The sequence below is a fragment of the Thermus hydrothermalis genome (assembly GCF_022760925.1).
In the GTDB taxonomy this organism is placed as follows: Bacteria; Deinococcota; Deinococci; order Deinococcales; family Thermaceae; genus Thermus; species Thermus hydrothermalis.
This window is the reverse complement of sequence record NZ_JAKTNT010000019.1, coordinates 12,292-34,112: the sequence shown is the minus strand read 5'-3', so window position 1 is coordinate 34,112 and position 21,821 is coordinate 12,292. Positions and strand designations below refer to the sequence as shown.

Genomic DNA, 21,821 nt, shown 5'->3' with positions numbered 1-21,821 from the left:
GACTGAAGGCTGTGGTATCCTCTAGCGGCGATGAGGGGGGTCCTCGAGGCCCTGCACCAGGGGGACTACGATACCGCCATAGAGCGCCTTACCCGCAAGGCCCTCTTCGGCTCCAAGGAGGAGGCCCGGGAGGCCCTCCTGCTCCTCGCCGAGGTGCATAGCCTCTACGGGGAGGAGGGGCTAGAGCGGGCCCACCGGGCCCTGGAGGAGGCCTACGAGCTTGGGGGGCTGGAGTTTAGTCCCCTTTACCGGGCCCTCTTGGCGGAGCTCTTGGCCTTGGAAGGCCGAAGCGAGCGGGAAGTCCTCCCCCTCTTTCTCCCCACGGAGGACCCCCGGGCCCTCTACCACCAGGCCCAGGCCCTCTTCTACCTGGGCCGCTTTGAGGAGGTTCTGGGAACGCTTAAGGAGGGGCTTCCCGCCTTTTTGGCCTGGCGGGCGGAGGCCCTGAAGGGGAGGGCTTTGGAGCGGCTTGGCCGCCACCGGGAGGCGGCCATGGCCTACGAGCGGGGGGCGGAGCTCGCCTTGGGGCTTGAGCGCTACTGGCTCCTCCTGGACGCCGCCGCCATGTGGGTGGAGGCGGGGGAAGGGGAGAGGGCGCTTCTGGCCTTGGGGGAGGCGGAAGGGGAGGTGGGGGAGATGGAGGGGGCCGAGGACGCCGCCACCCGCCACTACCTCCTGGCCCGGGCCCATCTCCTTTTGGAAAACCCCAACCGCGCCCTCGAGGAGGTGCAGGAGGCCTTGCGGAAGGAGGAGGAAAGCGGCCACAAGGCCTACGGCACCCCCCTCCTCATGGGCCAGATCCTCCAGAGGCTAGGCCGCCACGAGGAGGCCATGGCGGCTTTTCGGGAGGCCCTGGGGCGGGCCCAAGGGGAGGAGCGCCCCTACGTCCTCCACGAGATGGGGGTGGCGGCCTTGGACCAGGGGGCCTATCTGGAGGCCGAGGAGCACCTGCGGGCCCTCCTGGAGGAGGAGGGCTACCCCTACCGGGCCCAGGCCCTGGCGGACCTGGCGGAGGCCCTTTACCGCCAAGGGCGCTACCAGGAGGCGGAAAGCGTGGCTAAGGAGGCCATGGCCCAGGGGGCGGAGGCGGCGGGGGAGCTCATCCTGGGCCACGTGGCCTACGACCTCATGCACCTGGAGGAGGCCTTGGCCCACTACCGCAAGGCGGCGGAGCTTTCCGAGGAGGGGAGCCGGGAGTGGGTGGGGGCCCAGGAGATGGTGGTGGACACCCTGGCCCAGTTGGGCTACCGCTCCCCCGAGGAGATCCTGGCCCGCGCCGAGGCGGTCCTTCCCCACGTCCACCCCGCCGACGAGTGGTACCAGGCCCTCCTCGCCTACCGGGAGCGGGCGGAGGCCATCCTGCGCCAGGGCAGGCGGCCCAACTAGCCCCGCCGCAGGGGGCTTAGGGCCTTGAGCACCTCCTGGGGCCGCAGGGGCCTGGGCAGGTGGAGGACCCTTAGGGGGCGGAAGAGGAGGCCTGGGGGGGTTTCGCTCACCAGGTACAAGGAGGCCAGTTTCCCTTCGGGGTGGCCCCGGATTTTGCGGGCCCATTCCAGGGCCTTTTCCCCTTGGAGGATGACCCCCTTGGGCCTTTCCTTGAGGAGCCTCAGGGCCATCTCCAGGTCCTTGGCCAAGAGGACGCGGAAGCGGTGGGCCTCGAGGAGGTAAAGGAGGAGCCTGCGCACCACCCCGCTTTCCGCCAGGATGAGGACCAAGGGGTCCTCCGCCAGGAGGGTGGAGGGGCGCACCAGGCCCCGGCTTTTGAGCTCAAAGAGGAGGTGGTACACCTCCTCCTCTGGCAGGCCGGAAAGGAGGGCCACGCTCCGCGCCCGCCGCACCCCGTCCAGGTGCTCCAACACCGCCCAGGCCTCGGGGGAAAGGGGGTGGCGGGTGGGGTCTTCCACCAGGTGGAGGACCTCGTCCGGGTCCACCTGGCCCCGGCGCCACTCGTCCAGGCGCCTCGCCGCCTCCATGAGGGCGGCGTCCGTGTCCAGGGTGTGGGGAAGGGCCACCTGGCTCCCCTCCGTGAGGGGCTCGGCCAGGATCTCCCCTTCCTTTTCCCCCAGGAGGGTGGCCAAGGCCTCCAGGACCTGGGCCTCCAGGGCCTCCCTTAGCTCCTCCTCCCCGATGAGGCCGAGCTCCAGGGCCAAGGCCCCCAAGGGGGTGCCGGGGTTTTCCCGGCCCTGGCGCTCCACCAGGGCCTGCACCTCCTCCAGGCTCAGGTGGCCGAGGCGCACCAGGTACTCCCCCAGGTGGGGCCCGGGCTCCGTGCGGGCGTAGAGGATGCGCCCATAGAGGAGGTGGACCCGGCCGTAGATGCGCCCCTGGAAGGCCACCACGGCGCTTTTCCGCTGGGCGGCGAGGGCCTTTAAGAGCTCGCCCAGGTCCAGTTCTTCCAGGGTGGCCCGGATCATGCTAGAGGAGGGGTTCTGCGGGGGGCGGGTAGCCCAGGTGGCGGTAGGCCCTCTCCGTGGCCACCCGCCCCCTGGGGGTGCGCTTGAGGAGGCCCTGCTGGATGAGGTAGGGCTCGTGCACCTCCTCCAGGGTCCCGGGGTCTTCGGACACCGCCGTGGCCAGGGTGGCGAGGCCCACGGGGCCGCCGCCGAAGCGGAGGATGAGGGCCTCGAGGATCTCCCGGTCCCGCTTCTCCAGGCCGAGCTCGTCCAGGCCTAGGGCGGCCAGGGCCTCCTTGGCCCTTTCGGCGGTGATGACCCCTTCCCCCGCCACCTGGGCGAAGTCCCGCACCCTGCGGAAGAGGCGCTTGGCGATGCGCATGGTCCCCCGGCTCCGCTTGGCGATCTCCAAGGCGGCCTCCTCGGTGATCTCCACCCCAAGGAGGCGGGCGTCCCGTTTGATCCCCAGGGCAAGCTCCTCCAGGGTGTAGTACTCCAGGTGCTCCACGATGCCGAAGCGGCTTCTTAAGGGCGGGGTGATGAGGCCTGGGCGGGTGGTGGCCCCGATCAAGGTGAAGCGGGGAAGCTCCAGGCGGATGGTCCTCGCCGCCGGCCCCTGGCCGATGACGATGTCCATCTTGAAGTCCTCCATGGCCGGGTAGAGGTGCTCCTCCGCCTGGCGGCTTAGGCGGTGGATCTCGTCAATGAAGAGGATGTCCCCCTCCTCCAGGGAGTTAGCGAGGATGGCGGCCAGGTCCCCGGGCTTTTCTATGGCCGGCCCCGAGGTGATGCGCAGGTTCACCCCGAGCTCGTGGGCGATGACGTGCGCTAGGGTGGTCTTGCCGAGGCCAGGGGGCCCGAAGAGGAGGAGGTGCTCCAGGGGCTCCCCCCGGGCCTTGGCGGCCTCGAGGTAGACCCTGAGCTTCCTCTTGAGCCGCTCCTGGCCGATGTACTCGTCCAGGGTCTTGGGCCTTAGGGCAAGGTCCGGGTAAACCTCCACGCCCTTTCATGATAGCCTTTTCCCGTGCGGCGCACGGTGAAGGAGTTTCGCGAGGCCAAGGGCAAAAGGCTCGTCTACCTCACCGCCTACGACTACCCCACGGCCCGCCTGGCGGAGGAGGCGGGGGTGGACGCCATCCTGGTGGGGGACTCCTTGGGCATGGTGGTGCTGGGCTACCCCTCCACCGTCCCCGTCACCCTGGAGGAGATGCTCCACCACACCAAGGCGGCCAGGCGGGGAGCCCCCAACACCTTCCTGGTGGCGGACCTGCCCTACCTCTCCTACGCCACCTTGGACCGGGCCCTAGGGGCAGCGGAGCGCCTTCTCAAGGAGGGCGGGGCGGATGCGGTGAAGCTGGAGGGGGGCGAGGAGGTGGCGGAAATCGTGAGGGGCCTCACCCGGGCCGGGGTGCCGGTCCTGGGCCACGTGGGCCTCACCCCCCAGACGGCAAGCCAGCTTGGGGGCTATAAGCTCCAAGGCAAGCGCCGAGAGGAGGCGGAGCGCATCCTAAAGGGCGCCTTGGCCCTGGAGGAGGCAGGGGCTTACGGGGTGGTGCTGGAGATGGTGCCCACCCCTTTGGCCAAGGAGATCACGGAGAAGCTTTCCATCCACACGGTGGGCATCGGGGCTGGGCCCTATACGGACGCCCAGGTCCTGGTCTTTCACGATGTGGTGGGGCTTTACGGGGAGTTCAAGCCCCGCTTCGTGAAGCGCTACCTGGAGGCGGGGAAACTTATCCAAGAAGCCCTGGCCCAGTACGCCAAGGAGGTGCGGGAGGGGGTTTTCCCTGGCCCTGAGCACAGCTTCTAGCCCTACAATGGGGAGCGTGGTGCGCTTTCAGGCGGAAGGCGTGCGCCTGGACCAGGCGGTGGCCGAGGCTTGCGGCGTGAGCCGGGCCCGCGCCCAGGCCTGGATCGCCCAGGGCCGGGTGCGGGTGGGGAACAGGGTGGTGGAAAAGCCCGCCTACCGCCTCAAGGGAGAAGAAGTCCACGTGGACCCGCCCGAGGAAAGCCCCATGGTGGTCCCGGAAGACCTTCCCATCCCCGTGCTCTACGAGGACGAGGACCTCCTGGTCCTGAACAAGCCCCCAGGCCTCCTCACCCATCCCGCCCCCGGGGTCTACACGGGTACCGTGGTGAACGCCCTTTTGGGCCGCTATTTGGAGGTTCCCGAAGCCCTACCGCCCATGCGGCCCGAGCTGGTGCGCCCGGGCATCGTCCACCGCCTGGACAAGGACACGAGCGGCGTTTTGGTGGTGGCCAAGCGCCCGGGGGCGGTGGAGGCCCTTTCCCGGGCCTTCCGCGACCGGCTGGTGATGAAGCGCTACCTGGCCCTCACCGAGGGGCACCCTAAGGAGGGGACCCTCATCGCCCCCATTGGGCGCCACCCGGTGGAGCGGCACAAGATGCACGTGGGAGGCGTGGCCCCTCGGTACGCCGAGACGGAGTTTAGGGTCCTCGCCACCGCAGGGCCCTACGCCCTGGTGGAGGCCAGGCCCTACACGGGCCGCACCCACCAGATCCGGGTGCACCTGAAGCACCTCAAGGCCCCCATCCTGGGGGATGAGGTTTACGGCAGGAGAAGCCCCCATATCCCCCGCCAGGCCCTCCACGCCTACGAGCTCCGGATCCCCCATCCCCGCACCGGGCGCATCCTGGAGTTCCTGGCCCCCGTACCTTCGGACATGGCCCAGGCCTGGGAGGCGGTAGGGGGGGTGTGGCCGGAGGGCATCCGCTTGGAAGGATATACTGAAGCCCAATGAACGGTTCCCAGGCCCTTCCGGCGGCAGAGGTGGAAGCGCCCAAAGGGCAGCACGCCCTCTACGTGGGGGATGCCCGGGAGGTCCTGAGCGCTTTCCCCGACGCCTCCGTGCACCTGGTCCTCACCTCTCCCCCCTACTGGACCCTGAAGCGCTACGAGGACGTGCCCGGCCAGCTCGGCCACGTGGAGGACTACGAGGCTTTCCTGGACGAGCTGGACCGGGTGTGGCGGGAGGTGTACCGCCTGCTGGTGCCCGGGGGGAGGCTCATCGTGGTGGTGGGGGACGTGGCCGTGGCCCGGAAGCGCTTCGGGCGGCACCTGGTCTTCCCCCTCCACGCCGACATCCAGGTGCGGTGCCGGAAGATGGGCTTTGACAACCTGAACCCCATCCTTTGGCACAAGCACACGAACGCCGCCCTCGAGGCGGACCGCCCCGGTTTCTTCTTGGGCAAGCCCTACGAGCCCGGGGCCATCATCAAGACCGAGGTGGAGTACATCCTCATGCAACGGAAGCCCGGGGGCTACCGCAAGCCCACCCCCGAGCAACGGGAGGCTTCCAAAATCCCCAAGGACCTCTTTGCCCGTTGGTTCCGGCAGATCTGGGACGACATCCCGGGGGAGAGCACCAAGGCCCACCCCGCTCCCTTCCCCCTGGAGCTCGCCGAGAGGCTCGTGCGCATGTTTAGCTTCGTGGGGGACGTGGTCCTGGACCCCTTCGCCGGCACCGGCACCACCCTCATCGCCGCCGCCCGGTGGGGGCGGAGGGCCTTGGGGGTGGAGCTTGTGCCCCAGTACGCCGAGCTCGCCCAAAAGCGCTTCGTCCGCGAGGTCCCTGGGGCTTCCCTTCAACCCCTGGAGGTTTGGGGATGGACCAGCTAGCCAGGGAGTTGGAGCGCCTTTTGCAAGGGGTGCTGGGCTCCTCCTCCCAGGACAGCGGGCGCCAAGGCGGCCTGGCCCAGTACTTGGTAAAGCGGCTAAGGGACCGCCTTCCCCGCAAGCTTTGGCCCTATCTGGCAGAGGAGGTCCAGGTGCCCGGCCTGGCGCGGGAAAAATCGTGGGACCTGGGCTTGGTTTACCCTGTGGAGCCTAAAAAGCCCCGGCTCCTCCTTTCCCTCAAGTCCATTCTGCGAAACCCTTCGGGTTCGTGGCCTAACCGCCTGGATGACTTGGTGGGGGAGGTCTCCTCCGTACAGATGCTTTTCCCGGAGGTGGTGGTGGGGTACGTGGTGGTGTTGGACCACGGCGCCCCTACCAAGCGGAAGGGCACCTACAAGCGACCCGAAGGGGACGAACTCCTTCCCATCTATGCCCGCTTTAAGGAAGGCCTGGCCGCCTTAGCCCAAAGGCGGCCCCCCCTTTGGGCCCAAGGGCTTGTGGAGGCCCACTGGGTCTTGGAGATGGATAGCCGCAGAAAGCCGCTTCTGCGAAACCCCAAAGAAACGGTCTGCGCGGGCGAGGCTTTTTTGGATGCGTTGGTGGCGGCCTTGCGCCAGCGGGAGCCCCTCCTTTTCCTAGACGAGGGCGAGTAGGCCCTTCAGCGCCCTCCCCAGGCGGCGCACGCCCTCTTCTATCCGGGCCCGGTCCATGGTGGCGTAGGAAAGCCTTAGGGTGTTCTCCCCGCCCCCGTTGGCGAAGAAGGGGCCGCCGGGCACGAAGGCCACGCTCTCCTCTATGGCCCGCTGGAAGAGGCGCTCCGCGGAAAGCCCCTGGGGCAGGGTCATCCAGACGAACATGCCCCCCTTGGGCCGGGTGTAGCGCACCCCTTCGGGCATCTCCCGGTCCAGGGCGGCGAGCATGGCCTCCGCCTTCTCCCGGTAGGTTCGGCGGATGAGGGCGAGGCGTTCGGGGAAGCCCTCCTGCACCAAGGCGTGGACCAGCATCTGGTTGAGGACGGGGGTGTGGAGGTCCGCCCCCTGCTTGGCCTGGGTGAGCTTCAGGATGGCCTCGGGGTGGGCAGCCACGAAGGCCACCCTGAGGCCCGGGGCGAGGATTTTGGAGAAGCTACTCAGGTAGATGACCCCGGGGTAGCCCGCCTCCCGGGCGAGCTCAAAGAGGCTTGGAAGCCGGCTTTCGCCAAAGTAGAGCTCCCGGTAGGCGTCGTCCTCCACCACCACGAGGCCCCGCTCCATGACCATCTCCAGGAGGCGCTTGCGGGCGGGAAGGGGCATGAGGCCCCCCGAGGGGTTTTGGAAGGAGGGGATGAGGTAGAGGAAGCGGGGGCGCTCCTCCCTAAGGGCCTCCTCCAGGGCCTCGAGGTCCGGCCCCTCCTCCCCGGCGGGCACGGTGCGGAAGCGGGGGCCATAGGGGCGGAAGGCCTGGATGGCCCCCATGTAGCTGGGGGCTTCCAGGAGGAGGGGGCTTCCCTCGTCCAGGAAGACCTTGCCCAGGAGGTCCAAGGCCTGCTGGCTTCCCGTGGTGATGAGGACTTCCTCCGGGCTTACCCCGAGCCATTCCGCCACCCAGGTCCTTAGGGGGAAGTAGCCCTCCGTGGGCCCGTACTGCAGGGCCACTTCGCCCTTATCCCGGAGGATGGCCGCCGCCTTTTCCGCCGCCAGGTCCTTGGGGAAAAGCTCGGGGGCGGGAAGCCCCCCGGCGAAGCTGATGACTCCAGGGCGCTGGGTGAGCTTTAGGAGCTCCCGGATGGTGGAGGCTTGGATACGGCTCGCCCTTTCGCCAAAAAGGGTATTCCAGTCTAGGGTTTTCACTTACCCATTTTACGCCTTAGGGGAAAAGGCGGCGGTAAGCCTCCAGGGCGTAGCGGTCCGTCATGCCGGCGATGTAGTCGCACACCGCCCGCTCCAGGCCCTCCTCGAGGATGCGCCCCTGTACCTCCCTGGGCAGGGTTTCCGGGTAGCGGGTGTAGGCGCGGAAAAGCCCTTCCAGGGCGGTTTCCGCCTTGAGCCTCTCCCGGAGCACCTCGGGGTGGCGGTAGAAGCGTTCCAGCAAAAACGCCTTGAGCTCCTTAAGCCCCCGTTCCGCCTCCTCCGTGAGGGCGGCGAGGCGGCTTGGGTGGCGGCGCACCGCCTCGGCGCTTTGCACCTTCGCCGCCTCCAGGCGGGCGTGGGTGGCCTCAATGGCGGCGGTGATGAAGTAGCCCAGGAGTTGCCGCACCAAAACCCGCCTTTCCAACTCGGGAAGCCTCAGGAGGTCCAGCCCTTCCTCCTGGGCTAGGGCCTTGAGGAGGGGGACTTCCAATAGCTCCTCCGGGCGCAAAAGCCCCGCCCTGAGCCCGTCGTCCAGGTCGTGGGCGGCGTAGGCGATGGCGTCGGAGAGGTCCACCACCTGGGCCTCGAGGGTCCCCTGCCCCGGGTACACCTCCTTGAAGCCGGGGACGTAGGCGGCCTCGTGGGTGGCGATGCCCTCCAGGACCTCGTAGGTGAGGTTGAGGCCGCGGAAGCCCGGGTAGCGCACCTCCAGGTGGGTGAGGATGCGCAGGGCATGGGCGTTGTGCTCAAACCCCCCGTGGTCCTTCATGAGCTCGTGCAGGACCTTCTCCCCCGTGTGGCCGAAGGGGGGGTGGCCCAGGTCGTGGGAGAGGGCGATGGCCTCGGTGAGGTCCTCGTTGAGGCCGAGGGCCCGGGCGATGGAGCGGGATACCTGGGCCACCTCCAGGGTATGCGTGAGGCGGGTGCGGTAGTAGTCCCCCGCCCAGCCCGGAAGCACCTGGGTCTTGTACTCCAGGCGGCGGAAGGCGGTGGTGTGAAGGATGCGGTCCCGGTCCTTCTGGTAGGGGGTGCGGAAAGGGGACTCGGGCTCGGGGTGGAGGCGCCCCTGGGTGTCCTTGGCCTTTTGCGCGTAAGGGGCGAGGCGGTTCGCCTCCAGTTCCAGAAGGGTTTCCCTAGGGAAAAGCATCTAGGCCCGCTTGAAGAGGAGGACGGCGTTGTGGCCGCCAAAGGCGAAGGAGTTGGAAAGGGCGTAGTCCACCTTGGCCTCCCGGGGCTCGGGGACGAAGTCCAGGTCCAGCTCGGGGTCGGGGTCCTCCAGGTTGATGGTGGGGGGGATGACCCCGTGGTAGAGGGCCTGCACCGTGGCGATGGCCTCCACCGCCCCCGCCGCCCCCAGGAGGTGGCCGATCATGCTCTTGGTGCTGGAAACCATGAGCCGCTTGGCGTGCTCCCCGAAGACCTGCTTGATGGCCAGGACCTCCGCCCGGTCCCCCACGGGGGTGGAGGTGCCGTGGGCGTTGATGTAGCCCACGGCCTCGGGGGGCACCTGGGCGTCCTCCAGGGCCCGGCGCATGGCCAAGGCAGCCCCTTTCCCCTCGGGGTGGGGCTCGGTGATGTGGTGGGCGTCAGCGCTCCGGCCAAAGCCCACGATCTCGGCGTAGACCCTGGCCCCCCGCTTCAGGGCGTGCTCGTAGGCCTCGAGGACCAACACCCCCGCCCCCTCCCCCATGACGAACCCGTCCCGGCTTAGGGTGAAGGGGCGGCTCGCCTTATGGGGCTCCTCGTTCCGGGTGGAAAGGGCCCGCATCACGGCGAAAGCCCCGATGGCCATGGGGGTGATGGCGGCCTCCGTGCCCCCGGCCAGGACCACGTCCGCCTCTCCCCACTGGATCATGCGGAAGGCTTGGCCGATGGCGTCCGAGCCCGTGGCGCAGGCGGTGACGGCGGTGGTGGAGGGCCCCATGAAGCCGTAGCGCATGGCGATGTGGGCCGAGGCCATGTTGGCGATCATCATGGGGATGAAGAAGGGGCTGAGGCGGTTAGGGCCCCTTTCCAGGAAGACCTTGCTCTGCGCCTCCCAGGTTTCCATGCCCCCGATGCCGGTGCCCACCAGGGTGCCCACCCGCTCGGGGTCCAGGGCACCCGGTTCCAGCCCGGCATCCTTGAGGGCCAGTTCGGCGGCGATGAGGGCGTACTGGGCGAAGCGGTCCAGGCGCTTGATCTCCTTCTTGTCCAAGAAGGCCTCGGGGTCCACGTCCACCTCGGCGGCGATGCGCACGGGAAGCGCCGAGGCGTCAAACCGGGTGATGGGGCGGACCCCACTCCTGCCTTCCAGTTGGGCCTTGTGGAAAGCCTCCTGCCCCACCCCGATGGGGGTGAGGGCCCCGAGGCCGGTGACCACCACGCGTCGCATGGGGGCAGTATACCGCCAAAAGGAAAGCGCCGGACGGGGCTCCATCCTAGAGAACCCGGTCCGGCGCCCCTTCTAGGCTCCTAGCTTGCCCTTGATGTACGCCACCGCATCCTTCACGGTGCGGATCTTCTCCGCCTCCTCGTCGGAGATCTCCAGGCCGAACTCGTCCTCCAGGCCCATGATGAGCTCCACGGTGTCCAGGGAGTCCGCCCCCAGGTCCTCAATGAAGCGGGCCTCGAGGGTCACCTTCTCCGGCTCCACCTGGAGCTTGTCCGCGATAACCGCCTTGACCTTTTCAAAGATTTCCTGCTCCGTCATGGAAACCTCCCTGGGGGATTTTACCACCTAGTGGGGGGTAAGCCCCCCGTCCACGCAAAGGGTCTGGCCGGTGATGTAGCCCGCCCTTTCCGAGACCAAGAAGGCCACCGCCTCGGCCACGTCCTCGGGCCGGCCAAAGCGCCCAGCGGGGATCTGCTTCAGGTAGGCCTCCCGCACCTCTTGGGGGAGCTTTGCCGTCATCTCCGTTTCAATGAACCCCGGGGCCACGGCGTTCACCGTGATGCCCCGCTGGGCGTACTCCTTGGCCACGGCGCGGGTAAAGCCGATGAGCCCCGCCTTGGAGGCCACGTAGTTGGCCTGGCCCGGGTTGCCCAAAAGCCCCACCACGCTGGTGATGTTCACGATGCGCCCGAAGCGGGCCTTCATCATGAGCTTGATGGCCTCGCGGGTGGTGCGGAAGACGGCGGAGAGGTTGGCCTCCAGCACCAGCTCCCAGTCCTCGTCCTTCATGCGCACGAGGAGGGTGTCCCGGGTGATGCCGGCGTTGTTCACCAAGGTGTCTAGCCCTCCCAGAAGCTCCGCCGCCTGGTGCACCAAGGCGCTGACCGCCTCCGCCTCCAAAAGGTTCGCTCCCAGGACGCCCACCAAAGGGCTTCCCAGGCGGCGGGCCTCCTCCGCCACCTCCTCCGCCTTTTCCCGGTTTTGGCCGTAGTGGATGGCCAGGGCAAAACCCTCCTGGGCCAGGCGGAGGGCGATGGCCCGGCCGATGCCCCGGCTCGCTCCGGTGACGAGCGCCTTACGCATCCTGCACCTCCAAAGCCTTCCTTAGGGTTTCCGGGTCGGTAACGGAAAGGACCTCCGCCCCTTCCAGGGTGCGGCCCACGAGCCCTTTGAGCACCTCCCCGCTCCCGAACTCCAAAAAGCGGCGCACACCCTGCCTTTCCATGTCCTTGAGGATCTCCACCCAGCGCACGGGGGCGGTGATCTGCTGGAGAAGGAGCTCCTTGATGGCCCCGGGGTCCTCCACCGGTTGGGCGGTGACGTTGGAGTAGACGGGGAAGAGGGGCTTCCGGAAGGGAACCCCTTCCAGCTCCCGGGCGAGCCTTTCCCGGGCGGGGGCCATGAGGGAGGAGTGGAAGGGGGCGGAAACGGGGAGGAAGACCACGCGGGCCCTGAGGGCCTTAAGCCTTTCCGCCGCCTTTTCCACCGCCTCCTTTCTCCCCGAAATCACCGTCTGCTCGGGGGCGTTGAGGTTGGCGATCTCCACCCCTTCCAGGCCCTGCAAAGCGGCCTGGATCTCCTCCAAGGGGAGCTTGAGGATGGCGGCCATGGCCCCCTGGCCCGGGGGTACCGCCTCCTGCATGTACCGCCCCCGGAGGCGCACAAGCCTTAAGGCGTCTTCCAGCTCCAGGGTGCCGGCGGCCACGTGGGCCGTCCACTCCCCCAAGGAGTGCCCGGCGGCCAGGGCGGGGGGTTTGCCCCCTTGGGCCAGGTAGGCCCGGTAGGCGGCGTAGCCCACGGCGAGGAGGGCGGGTTGCTGGTTTTCCGTGAGGGTGAGGGCCTCCTCGGGGCCTTCCCACATGAGGGAAAGGAGGCCCGGCAGGACCGCCTCCGCCCGGTCCAGGACCTCCCGGGCCTCGAGGAAGGCCTCGTAGAGGGCTTTCCCCATGCCCACCTTCTGCGAGCCCTGCCCCGGGAAGAGGGCCGCCCACATCAGGCACCCCCCCAGGTGAGGACCGCCGCCGCCCAGGTGAGCCCGGCCCCGAAGGATACCAAAAGCACGTGGTCCCCCTCCCGGATGCGCCCAGCGTCCACCGCCTCCTTGAGGGCCAGGGGGATGGAGGCGGTGGAGGTGTTCCCGTAGCGGTCCACGTTCACCACCACCCGCTCCCAAGGGAGCCCAAGCCGCTCCCGGGCGGCGTCAATGATGCGGAGGTTGGCCTGGTGGGGCACGAAGGCCTTGATGTCCTCGGGGGTGAGGCCGGCCTTTTCTATGGCCTCGAGGGTGGCGGTGTTCATCACCCGCACGGCGAACTTGAAGACCTCCCGCCCGTTCATGTAGAGGCGGTTTCGCATGGAGGTGCCGTCGGGTAGCCTAGGGGCCACGCAGGCGTGGTAGAGCTCCTTGGCCCCGGTGCCGTCCGCCCCCAGGACGAAGGACTTGAAGCCGAAGCCTTCCCGCACCTTCCCCACCACCGCAGCCCCCCCCGCATCCCCGAAGAGGACGGCGGTGGCCCGGTCGTTCCAGTCCAGGATCTTGGAAAGGGCCTCGGCCCCCACCACCAGGACCTTGCGGGCCAGGCCCGCCTCCACCAGGGCGTGGGCCTGGGCCAGGCCGTAGACCCATCCCGGGCAGCCCGCCAGGAGGTCGTAAGCGAAGGCGGAAAGGCCGAAGCGGGCTTGGACCAAGGCGGCGGTGTCGGGGAAGAGGGCGTCCGGCGTGTTGGTGGCCACGATGACCCCGTCCACCCCTTCCAAGGCCCCCGGGTGGCGGGCAAGGAGGTCCTCCACCGCCTTGAAGGCTAGGTCCGAGGTGTACTCGTCCTCCGCGGCGATGCGCCGCTCCCGGATGCCCGTGCGGGTCACGATCCACTCGTCGGAGGTGTCCAGGTAGGCCTCAAACTCCTCGTTTTTCATGACCCTTTGGGGCACGTAAGCCCCCAGGGCCAGGATGCCGCTCATGCCTGACCTCCCGTCATGGGCTTTACTATACCCGCGCCCATGAAAAAAGTTGAGGCCCCGGAGGGCCGGGGCTTGGGGACTTGGGGGGTCTAAACCTCCAGGACCTTGCGCCCGTTGTAGTAGCCGCACTCCGGGCAGACGGTGTGCGGGGGCTTCATCGCCTTGCACTCGGGGCAGGGAACCAGGGTCGGGGGGGTCAGGGCGTGGTGGCTCCTGCGGGCGTCGCGCCGCGCCTTGGAGGTCTTCTTCTTAGGTACCGGGTGCTTGGCCATCTCCAATCCTCCATGGGGGGCCTTGGCCCCCGCTAAACCCCTGGTAGTATAGCAGACCCGCTAGAGTTCGGGAAGGAGGTCCTTAAGCCCCGTGAAGGGGTGGGAGAGCCTCACCTCGTGGCCGCAGTCCGCCAGGTTGCGGTCGGCCCCGCACACCGGGCAAAGCCCCTTGCACCCCTCCTCGCAAAGCACCGTGTAGGGCATCTCCGTGACAAAGGCCTCCGTGAGGAAGGGGAGGAGGTCCAGGTCGGGAAGGCCAAAGGTGTAGTACTCCTCCTCTTCCTCCTCGTGGAAGACCACCTCCTTCAGGCCCTCCTGGTAGCGGAGGAGGTGCTGGAAGTGGGCGTGGACGTGGGTGGGGGTGGGCTTGAGGCAGCGGCGGCACTCCATGAGGACCACCCCTTCTACCTCGCCGGAAAGCCAGTACTCTTGGCCGCCCACGGCAGACACCGCCACCTTCCAGGTGGCTTCGCCCTCCAAGGGGAAGCGCTCCTCGCCCACATGGAAGGCCTCCCGCACCACGCCCACGGCCCGGGCGGTGCCTCCTTCCTTCAAAATGCGGGCTAGATTGATGCTGGTCACCTCGCGCTGTTCCATCCCTACAAGTATAGCGCTCCTTGGGCGGTTTTCCTAGGGTGGGGGACTGGGGGCGCTTGCGGCAAGGGGGGCTTGACACGACGGAAAGGGCGCGTTTTTCGCTTTCTCATGTTATAGCGAGCTCTTCAAGGGCCTTCACTCGTCTTTTTTGCACCGCGTCAAGCGTTTCAGTAAAGTGGTAAAATCAGGGTACCGGCACCCGCCGGTGGGCATCTTGACAACCGGTTTTTGCCTTAGGCATGGGCTTTATGCGCCTTTCCCTTCTCATCGCCCGTTTCCTATGCGCCTTCCTGACGGCATAAACCCCTAAAAATGGCCCTTATACGGCATGTGCATATTCCAAGCTTCATCTTTCTCAGAAACCCCCCTCTGGAGCATGCCCTCCAGAACGTTGCTTTTGAGGGGTTGCCGTTGCAAGAGATGCTTCCCCGTAAGGGGATTGCGACCTAGGATAGATGTTGTTGCCGGAGAAGTAAAGACGTTCAAGGTTGCAAGAGATGCTTCCCCGTAAGGGGATTGCGACTGGTGAGGATACGGAGCACGTGGCTCCGCAACTCCCACCAGTTGCAAGAGATGCTTCCCCGTAAGGGGATTGCGACTTTGGAGTATGGTGCAAACATATGGTGCAGGAGCGGTTGTGTTGCAAGAGATGCTTCCCCGTAAGGGGATTGCGACCCCGGTAGATGGTCGTGCCGTACTCGGTGCGGCCCACCCGGGTTGCAAGAGATGCTTCCCCGTAAGGGGATTGCGACACCCCATTCGCGCCAGACATCCCTCTTCCACGCGGCGGCTTTCGTTGCAAAAGATGCTTCCCCGTAAGGGGATTGCGACGTACAAATCTACCCGTTTCAGTTGCTCCTCAATGGCCTCAGTTGCAAAAGATGCTTCCCCGTAAGGGGATTGCGACGGGGTGAGCGCCTCAAAGTGGTTATGCCAGGGGATACGTTGCAAAAGATGCTTCCCCGTAAGGGGATTGCGACTGCCCCACATTGCGAGCTAACCCCTCGGCGGTCCGCTCGGTTGCAAAAGATGCTTCCCCGTAAGGGGATTGCGACTTGTAGCCCATGCGGACTAACTCACTTGCCCGCAGTTGCAAAAGATGCTTCCCCGTAAGGGGATTGCGACTAGAAGTATTCAAGTGGTAAGTAAGCTTTTACCCCGAGAATATGTTGCAAAAGATGCTTCCCCGTAAGGGGATTGCGACCTCCATCAATGCGCAAGCCTTGAGCACATCCTCTGCGTTGCAAAAGATGCTTCCCCGTAAGGGGATTGCGACCCAGGGTTTTGAGCATGACGCATGAGCGAATATGCCCGGTTTAGTTGCAAAAGATGTTTCCCCGTAAGGGGATTGCGACAGGATCTTTATTAGCCTACCATTTCGCTTTATCAGGATGTAGTTGCAAAAGATGCTTCCCCGTAAGGGGATTGCGACATGAGCTCGTACGCCTTCAGGATGTCTTCGTGGGACTCGTAGGAGTTGCAAGAGATGCTTCCCCGTAAGGGGATTGCGACATGAGCCCGCCAGAGGTAGCCACCGCCACGGCCCCCCAGTTGCAAAAGATGCTTCCCCGTAAGGGGATTGCGACGCGTTCTTACCCTGGATTTCCCCGGACAAGATGCCTTGGTTGCAAGAGATGCTTCCCCGTAAGGGGATTGATACGGTCTTCCCCGTCAAGCCACCCGGTCCACCTGACCGGCGTGGTAGGCCCTGAGCCGTCCCATCATCCGCCGAAGAAGCTTGTGGGCCGCTGCCAAAAGGGCCTGCTTCTTCCGCTTGCCTCAGGAATGTGTTCCCCCTTGGGCCCTCCGTGCCGTTGTGGTGGCTGGTTTTTTGGGGGGGCCCCTGGGGGCTTGGGGGGTAGGGGTGGTGGGGACCTGGCTGAAGCGGGCATAAACTTCCCGGGCAACGCATAGGGCTTTCTGCTACCATGCCCCCCATGGAACGGGTAGCGGTGGTCGGGGTACCCATGGACCTGGGGGCGGGAAGGCGCGGGGTGGACATGGGGCCTTCCGCCCTGCGCTACGCCCGGCTTCTGGAGGAGCTGGAGGCCTTGGGCTACCTGGTGGAGGACCTCGGGAACGTGCGGGTGCCCGTGGCGGAAACCCTTAGGGGGCGCAAGGGGCCCTACCTGGAGGAGATCCGCCAGGCGGCCTTGGAACTCCAGGAGAGGCTCCGCGCCTTGCCCGAGGGAGTTTTCCCCATCGTTCTTGGGGGGGACCACTCCCTCTCCATGGGCTCCGTGTCCGGCGTGGCCAAGGGGAGGCTTGGCGTTATCTGGGTGGACGCCCACGCCGACTTCAACACCCCGGAAACGAGCCCTTCCGGGAACATCCACGGGATGCCCCTGGCGGTGCTCGCCGGGCTAGGCCACGCCCGGCTCACCGAGGTTTTCCGGGCGGTGGACCCGAGGGACGTGGTCCTCATCGGGGTGCGGAGCCTGGACCCCGGGGAAAAGCGGCTTTTGCGGGAGATGGGGGTTAGGGTTTACACCATGCACGAGGTGGACCGCCTGGGCATCGCCCGCATCGCCGAGGAGGCCTTGGCCTACCTGGATGGCCTTCCCCTTCACGTCTCCTTGGATGCGGACGTCCTGGACCCCACCCTGGCCCCCGGGGTGGGTACCCCGGTGCCGGGAGGGCTTAGCTACCGGGAGGCCCACCTCCTCATGGAAATCCTGGCCCAGGCGGGGCGGGTGAGAAGCCTGGACCTTGTGGAGGTGAACCCCATCCTGGACGAGCGGAACCGCACGGCGGAGATGATGGTGGGCCTGGCCCTAAGCCTTTTGGGGAAGCGGATCCTCTAGGGGGTTTTGGCCCGAAGGGCTTCCCCGAGGCGGCTTCCTTGGAGAAAGGCCTGGCGCAGGCGGGCGTAGTTGGGGCGGCGCTTGCGGTAGAGGAGGGGCTCGAGGGCCCCCCTCGCCCACTCGCTCACCAAAACGGGGAAGTCCAGGCCCGTGTCCAGGAAGTAGTTTTCCGCTTCCCGCCACGCCCCCTCCAGGCGGCGGAAGAGGGCGGCGAGGTCCTTAGGGGGCGGGGCCTCGGGCCAGAGGAAGCCGCTCGCCACGCCCAAAAGCCACGCCCCCCGGATGCCCTTGGGGAGGCCTTGGGCCAAAAGCCGCACCCCCGCTAAGGGGTCTTCCTCCCATAGCTCTGGGGACAAGGGGGCTAAGGGGTCCTCCACGTTTCCCTTCACTTTACCCAAGCCCCAAAAAGGGCACAAGGGGGGCCAAGGCCCCCCTTGGGATGCCGCATGGACCTAGCCCGCCGCCAGGGCGGGAAGAACGGTTCCCGGGAAAAGCCCGAGGAGGAGGAGGAAAAGGGCCACCAAAAGGGCCACGTTCCGGGCCAGGGGCCTGGGGGCGGCTTCCGCCTCGCCCTTTTGGAAGACCATGAGGGCCAGGCCCAGGTAGTAGTAGGCGCTCACGGCGCTCGTGAGGAGGGCCAGGACCAAAAGCCCCCACTGCCCCGCCTTGGCCGCCTCCGTGAAGACCAGGTACTTCCCCCAGAAGCCCGCCAAGGGGGGTAGGCCCAGGAGGGAGAGGGCGGCCACGAAGAGGCTTAGGCCCAGGAGGGGGTCCTTGTGGAAGAGGCCCTTGAGGCGCTCCAGGGGCACCTGGTCCGGGGAAACCTCCGAGAGCACGGCGAAGGCCAGGCCCGTGGCCAGGACGTAGGTGAGGAGGTAAAAGCCCAAGGCCTGGGCGTTCCCGGTATAAAGGGCCAGGGCCATGTACCCGGCGTGGGCGATGGAGGAGTAGGCGAGAAGCCTCTTGGCCTCCTTCTGGCTCAGGGCGGCCAGGTTGCCGATGAGCACGGAAAGGGCCACGAGGAGGGCCAAAGCGTCCCCCGCCCCTGGGGCCACCACCCGGAGGAGGGCGGCGAAGGCGGCGGCCTTCACCCCCGTGGCCATGAAGAGGACCACCGGGGTGGGGCTACCCTGGTAGACGTCCGGGGTCCAGAAGTGGAAGGGGGCCAGGGCCACCTTGAAGCCGAGCCCCACCAGGAGGAGGGCCAAGGCCAGGGCGTAGAGGGGGCCTTCCCCGGGGGTGCCCGCCAGGAGGCTTCCCGTGGCCCCGTAGAAGAGGGCGGTGCCGTAGAGGAAGAAGGCGGCGGCCAAGGCCCCCAGGAGGAAGTACTTGAGGGCCGCCTCGAGGCCCGCCCCCCGCCGCCAGGTGGCGAGGGCGTAGAGGGGAAGGGAGAGGGCCTCGAGGGCCACCAGCATCAGGACCAGGTTCTTGGTGGAGGCGAGGAGGTGCATCCCCGTGGCGGCGTAGAGGACGAGCAGGTAGAACTCAAAGCGCCGGGTGCGCACGAGCCCCACGGTCCAAAGGGCCCCCAGGAGGGCGAGGAGGGTGAAGGCCCGGGAAACGCCGTCCACCTGGTAAGGCCCAAAGGCCTCCGCCCGCCCCCAGGTGAGGAGGAGGGCAAATAGCCCCAGGGAAAGCCCCAGGATGGTGAGCCGCTTGAAGGCGGGGACGGAGACGAAAAAGCCTAGAAGGGTGAGGACCACCGAGAAGCCGGCCAGCACCAAAAGCGTCATGCGCCACCTCCGAGGATGCGGGCGAAGGCCTCCGCCAAGGGCCTAAGGCCCTGTAGGAAAAAGCCCGGGAAGACGCCCAGGAGGACCAAGGCCAAAACGGCCAGAAGGGCGAAGGGCCACTCTTCCCCCCCAAGGTCCGCCACCTGCCTCCCCTCCTCCTCCCAGAAGGTCTTCTGGAAGGCGGTGAGGGCGTAGGCGGCGGAGGCGATCACCGAGAGGAAGGCGAAACCCGCAAGCCAGGGGCTCGCCTTGTAGGCCCCAAGCAGGGTCATGAGCTCCCCGGGGAAGCCGGCGAGGCCGGGAAGCCCCACCATGGCGAGGAAGAGGAAGAGGGCCAAGGCGGCAAGCCCCGGGGCGCTATGGGAGAGGCCCCGGTAGCGCCCGATCTCCAGGGTGTGAAGCCTTTCATAAAGCCGCCCCGCCAAGAGGAAAAGCCCCCCCGTGTAGACGCCGCTCGCCGCCAGGAGGTAGAGCCCCCCTAGGGCCCCTTCCGGGGTCCCGGAGAAGACCCCTAAAGCCGCCACCCCCATGTGGGAAACCCCGGCGTAGGCGAGGAGGGTCTTGAAGTCCTTGGCGGAGAAGGCCACCCAGGCCCCATAGACCGCGGAAAGGGCCGCCAGGAAGAGGAGAAGCCCCTGGAGCTCGGCGAAGCCCTCGGGGGCTAGGGGGATGGCGTAGCGGAAGAAGGCGAAGACCCCCACCTTGTACAGGGTGCCCATGGCGTCCGCCAGGCCCGAGGGGTGGTTTTCCCGGTGGAAGAGGGGAAGCCAGGCGTGCACCGGGAAGAGGGGCGTCTTGATGGCGAAGGCCAAGGCGAAGCCCAGGAAGACCCAGAGGGCGGCCTCGCCCCGCACGGGGTGGGCGAGGAGGTCCTTTAGGAGGAAGGTGGGGCTTCCCCCCAAGGCCTTCACCGCCAGGATGGCGGCCAGCATGGGCAAGGAGCCCACCAGGGTGAAGAGGAGGAAGGTGTAGATGGCCCTGACCCTGCCTTCTCCCCCGTAGAAGAGGAGCATGAGGAGGGCGGGGATCAGGGCCGCCTCAAAGAAGAGGTAGAAGACCACCAGGTCCTGGGCGGAGAAGAGGCCCAGAAGGAGCCCTTCCATGAGGAGGGCGAGGCCCAAAAACCGCCCCTCCACCCGGGCCACGAGGGCCCCCAGGAGGACGGTGAGCCCCACCGTGAGGAAGAAGAGGGCGGAAAGCCCGTCCAGGGCGAAGGCCCAGTAGACCCCCGCCCCCGGCAGGAGGGGCAGGCTTACGGCGAAGCTTTCCCCGCCCCTTTGGGCCAGGAAAAGAGCCAGGTTCAGGGCGAAGGAGGCCAAGGCCCCCAGGACCCCCAAGGCCCTAGGGGCGCCCAAGAGGAGGAGCACCCCAAAGAGGATGGGTAGGAGGATGGCCAAGACTACCACCGCATCACCCCCAGGAGGACAAGGACGCCCAGCACGAAGAGGAGGGCGTACACCCTAAGGTAGCCCGCCTGGAGCCGGGCCACGCCCTGCCCCAGGTCCCGCACCGCACCCCCAAGGCCAAAGTACCCCTTGAGGAGCCCGAAATCCCCCTGAAGGAGGGCTTCGGCCAGGGCCTTCAGGGGGTTCACCAGGAGGGCGTTATAGATCTGGTCCACGTAGAAGCTTTCCCGGCTCGCCCGCTCAAAGGCCAGGTACCAGGCGGGGAAGGTTTTCCGTTGGAAGAAGGTGTAGCCGAGCCAAAGCCCCAGTAGGGCCACCAGGGCGGAGAGGGCGATGAGGCCCCACTCGGCCCCCAAGGAGAGGTGGTGGGCCTCCACCTCCGCCAAAGCCGGCTTCAGGAAGGGCTCCAGCACATTGGGCAGGGGATGGGGCAGGGCCAGGTAGCCCGCAAGCACCGAGCCCAGGGCCAGGAGGTGGTTGGGCCAAAGCATCACCGCCGGGGCCTCGTGGGGGTGGTGGTGGCCCCTTTCCTCCCCCAGGAAGACCAGGACGAACCAGCGCATGGCGTACATGGCGGTGAGGACCGCCACCAAGAGCGCCCCCACGTAGAAGCCCACCCCGCCGAAGGGGTAGGTGAGGGTGGCGGTGAGGATGGCGTCCTTGGACCAGAAGCCCGAAAGGAGGGGTAAGCCCCCCAGGGCTAGGGCGCCGATGAGCCCGTGCCAACGGGTCAGGGGCAGGTGCCGCCAGAGCCCGCCCATCCGGCGCACGTCCTGTTCCCCGCCCAGGGCGTGGATCACGCTCCCCGAGGCCAGGAAGAGGAGGGCCTTGAAGAAGGCGTGGGTGAAGACGTGGAAGAGCGCCACCCAGTAGGCCCCCACCCCCGCCGCCAGGAACATGTACCCGAGCTGGCTGATGGTGGAGTAGGCCACGATTTTCTTGATGTCGGTCTGCCCGAAGGCGGAAAGGGCCCCGTAGAAGGCGGTGAGGAGGCCGATGACGGCGATGGCGTAGGAAACGTCGGGCAGAACGCTATAGAGGAAGGAGCTCCGGGCGATGAGGTAAACCCCGGCGGTCACCATGGTGGCGGCGTGGATGAGGGCGGAAACCGGGGTGGGGCCGGCCATGGCGTCGGGAAGCCAGACCATGAGGGGCACCTGGGCGCTTTTCCCCACGGCCCCCAGGAAGAGGAAAAGCCCCGCCAGGGCCAGGAGGGAGGGGTTCTTCAGGGGGCCTTCCAAGGCCTCCTTGAGCTCGGAGATGGAGAGCGTCCCATAGAGGGCCCAGAGGATGGCCATGCCCAGGAGGAAGCCCAGGTCGCCGATGCGGTTCACGATGAAGGCCTTGCGGGCGCTATCGGCGTACTGGGCGTTCTTGTACCAGAAGCCGATGAGGAGGAAGCTCGCCAGGCCCACCCCTTCCCAGCCGATGAACATCACCGGGTAGCTATCCGCCAGGACCAGGGTGAGCATCATGGCGATGAAGAGGTTGAAGTAGGCGAAGAAGCGGCTATAGCCCGGGTCCCCGTGCATGTAGCCGATGGCGTAGACGTGGATGAGGAAGCCCACCCCGGTGACGATGAGGAGCATGAAGCCCGAGAGGTTGTCCAAAAGGAGGCTAAAGGGGATGCCGGGAAGCCACTCCGCCTCAAAGCGGGCCCCACCTCCAAGGAGGAGGCCCACGCCCACCAGGAAGGAGAGGAGCACGAGGGCGGAGGCGATGACCCCGGGAAGGGGTTCCCGCATCCGTTTGCCGAAAAGCCCCAGGAGGGCAAAGCCCAAAAGGGGCAGGAGGATGGTGGATAGAAGCGCCATG

21 protein-coding genes, 1 pseudogene and 1 CRISPR repeat array are annotated in these 21,821 nt (G+C 67.1%); of the genes and pseudogenes, 6 read left to right on the top strand and 16 right to left on the bottom strand.

Annotated features, from left to right (window positions below; translation table 11 throughout):
- Positions 1-30: 30 nt before the first annotated feature.
- Positions 31-1,386 carry a tetratricopeptide repeat protein gene (locus L0C60_RS11020; protein ID WP_243092767.1) on the top strand — a complete coding sequence of 452 codons (1,356 nt, stop codon included), beginning with the start codon at positions 31-33 and terminating at the stop codon, positions 1,384-1,386.
- On the opposite strand, the gene L0C60_RS11015 is transcribed toward L0C60_RS11020, so the two are convergent.
- Both L0C60_RS11015 and ruvB read right to left on the bottom strand, forming a co-directional pair.
- Positions 1,383-2,414: a DUF4388 domain-containing protein gene (locus L0C60_RS11015; protein WP_243092766.1), complete on the bottom strand. Its 1,032-nt coding sequence runs from the start codon at positions 2,412-2,414 to the stop codon at positions 1,383-1,385. The two genes, L0C60_RS11020 and L0C60_RS11015, sit on opposite strands and share 4 nt — an antisense overlap.
- A gap of 1 nt (position 2,415) precedes the next feature.
- Positions 2,416-3,393 (bottom strand): Holliday junction branch migration DNA helicase RuvB, encoded by a 978-nt coding sequence (ruvB, locus tag L0C60_RS11010; protein ID WP_243092765.1) that lies wholly within the window; start codon positions 3,391-3,393, stop codon positions 2,416-2,418.
- Positions 3,394-3,417: 24 nt separating this feature from the next.
- Between ruvB and panB the strand changes: the two genes are divergently transcribed.
- Genes panB through L0C60_RS10990 form a run of 4 tightly spaced genes read left to right on the top strand, consistent with a single transcriptional unit; the run spans position 3,418 to position 6,683 of the window.
- On the top strand, positions 3,418-4,203 hold the full coding sequence (gene panB, locus L0C60_RS11005; RefSeq protein WP_243092764.1) for a 3-methyl-2-oxobutanoate hydroxymethyltransferase: 786 nt from the start codon (positions 3,418-3,420) through the stop codon (positions 4,201-4,203).
- A 16-nt stretch (positions 4,204-4,219) separates the two neighbouring features.
- Positions 4,220-5,155, top strand: a complete 936-nt coding sequence (locus tag L0C60_RS11000) for an RluA family pseudouridine synthase (RefSeq protein WP_243092763.1) — start codon at positions 4,220-4,222, stop codon at positions 5,153-5,155.
- Positions 5,152-6,033, top strand: a complete 882-nt coding sequence (locus tag L0C60_RS10995; protein ID WP_243092762.1) for a DNA-methyltransferase — start codon at positions 5,152-5,154, stop codon at positions 6,031-6,033. The genes L0C60_RS11000 and L0C60_RS10995 overlap by 4 nt, the downstream gene beginning before the upstream one ends.
- Positions 6,021-6,683 (top strand): hypothetical protein, encoded by a 663-nt coding sequence (locus L0C60_RS10990; protein WP_243092761.1) that lies wholly within the window; start codon positions 6,021-6,023, stop codon positions 6,681-6,683. The genes L0C60_RS10995 and L0C60_RS10990 overlap by 13 nt, the downstream gene beginning before the upstream one ends.
- On the opposite strand, the gene lysN is transcribed toward L0C60_RS10990, so the two are convergent.
- From lysN to L0C60_RS10940, 10 genes and pseudogenes are all read right to left on the bottom strand, one after another.
- Entirely contained in the window at positions 6,666-7,859 is a 1,194-nt protein-coding gene (lysN, locus tag L0C60_RS10985) for a 2-aminoadipate transaminase (protein ID WP_243092760.1), read from the bottom strand. The genes L0C60_RS10990 and lysN overlap by 18 nt on opposite strands.
- Positions 7,860-7,875: 16 nt before the next feature.
- Complete coding sequence (locus tag L0C60_RS10980; RefSeq protein ID WP_243092759.1) at positions 7,876-9,006, bottom strand: deoxyguanosinetriphosphate triphosphohydrolase; 1,131 nt, start codon at positions 9,004-9,006, stop codon at positions 7,876-7,878.
- Positions 9,007-10,233 (bottom strand): beta-ketoacyl-ACP synthase II, encoded by a 1,227-nt coding sequence (fabF, locus tag L0C60_RS10975; RefSeq protein ID WP_243092758.1) that lies wholly within the window; start codon positions 10,231-10,233, stop codon positions 9,007-9,009.
- Between the two features lie 72 nt (positions 10,234-10,305).
- Positions 10,306-10,551, bottom strand: a complete 246-nt coding sequence (gene acpP / locus L0C60_RS10970; RefSeq protein ID WP_243092757.1) for an acyl carrier protein — start codon at positions 10,549-10,551, stop codon at positions 10,306-10,308.
- A gap of 27 nt (positions 10,552-10,578) precedes the next feature.
- Complete coding sequence (gene fabG, locus L0C60_RS10965) at positions 10,579-11,316, bottom strand: 3-oxoacyl-[acyl-carrier-protein] reductase (RefSeq protein WP_243092756.1); 738 nt, start codon at positions 11,314-11,316, stop codon at positions 10,579-10,581.
- The gene (gene fabD / locus L0C60_RS10960) at positions 11,309-12,226 is read right to left on the bottom strand and encodes an ACP S-malonyltransferase (RefSeq protein ID WP_243092755.1); all 918 of its coding nucleotides are present in this window, start codon (positions 12,224-12,226) and stop codon (positions 11,309-11,311) included. Before fabD ends, fabG begins: the two co-directional genes overlap by 8 nt.
- Positions 12,226-13,194 carry a beta-ketoacyl-ACP synthase III gene (locus tag L0C60_RS10955; RefSeq protein WP_243092754.1) on the bottom strand — a complete coding sequence of 323 codons (969 nt, stop codon included), beginning with the start codon at positions 13,192-13,194 and terminating at the stop codon, positions 12,226-12,228. The genes fabD and L0C60_RS10955 overlap by 1 nt, the downstream gene beginning before the upstream one ends.
- 89 nt (positions 13,195-13,283) lie before the next feature.
- Complete coding sequence (gene rpmF, locus L0C60_RS10950; protein ID WP_243092753.1) at positions 13,284-13,466, bottom strand: 50S ribosomal protein L32; 183 nt, start codon at positions 13,464-13,466, stop codon at positions 13,284-13,286.
- Positions 13,467-13,526: 60 nt separating this feature from the next.
- Complete coding sequence (locus L0C60_RS10945) at positions 13,527-14,063, bottom strand: DUF177 domain-containing protein (RefSeq protein WP_243092752.1); 537 nt, start codon at positions 14,061-14,063, stop codon at positions 13,527-13,529.
- A 410-nt stretch (positions 14,064-14,473) separates the two neighbouring features.
- A CRISPR array of direct repeats spans positions 14,474-15,723; the repeat unit is 36 nt; unit sequence GTTGCAAGAGATGCTTCCCCGTAAGGGGATTGCGAC.
- A gap of 11 nt (positions 15,724-15,734) precedes the next feature.
- Positions 15,735-15,842: pseudogene (locus L0C60_RS10940) on the bottom strand (IS110 family transposase); the annotation flags it as partial.
- Between the two features lie 149 nt (positions 15,843-15,991).
- On the opposite strand from L0C60_RS10940, the gene rocF reads away from it, so the two are divergent.
- Entirely contained in the window at positions 15,992-16,867 is an 876-nt protein-coding gene (gene rocF / locus L0C60_RS10935; RefSeq protein ID WP_243092751.1) for an arginase, read from the top strand.
- Here the strand turns inward: rocF and L0C60_RS10930 are convergent.
- The 4 genes from L0C60_RS10930 to nuoL all read right to left on the bottom strand — a co-directional run bounded on the left by L0C60_RS10930 (position 16,864) and on the right by nuoL (position 21,820).
- Complete coding sequence (locus L0C60_RS10930) at positions 16,864-17,244, bottom strand: hypothetical protein (RefSeq protein WP_243092750.1); 381 nt, start codon at positions 17,242-17,244, stop codon at positions 16,864-16,866. The two genes, rocF and L0C60_RS10930, sit on opposite strands and share 4 nt — an antisense overlap.
- Before the next feature lie 75 nt (positions 17,245-17,319).
- Complete coding sequence (locus L0C60_RS10925) at positions 17,320-18,600, bottom strand: NADH-quinone oxidoreductase subunit N (protein WP_234508235.1); 1,281 nt, start codon at positions 18,598-18,600, stop codon at positions 17,320-17,322.
- Entirely contained in the window at positions 18,597-20,006 is a 1,410-nt protein-coding gene (locus tag L0C60_RS10920) for a complex I subunit 4 family protein (RefSeq protein ID WP_234508237.1), read from the bottom strand. The genes L0C60_RS10925 and L0C60_RS10920 overlap by 4 nt, the downstream gene beginning before the upstream one ends.
- Positions 20,000-21,820, bottom strand: a complete 1,821-nt coding sequence (gene nuoL, locus L0C60_RS10915; RefSeq protein WP_234508239.1) for an NADH-quinone oxidoreductase subunit L — start codon at positions 21,818-21,820, stop codon at positions 20,000-20,002. The genes L0C60_RS10920 and nuoL overlap by 7 nt, the downstream gene beginning before the upstream one ends.
- Position 21,821 lies beyond the last annotated feature (1 nt).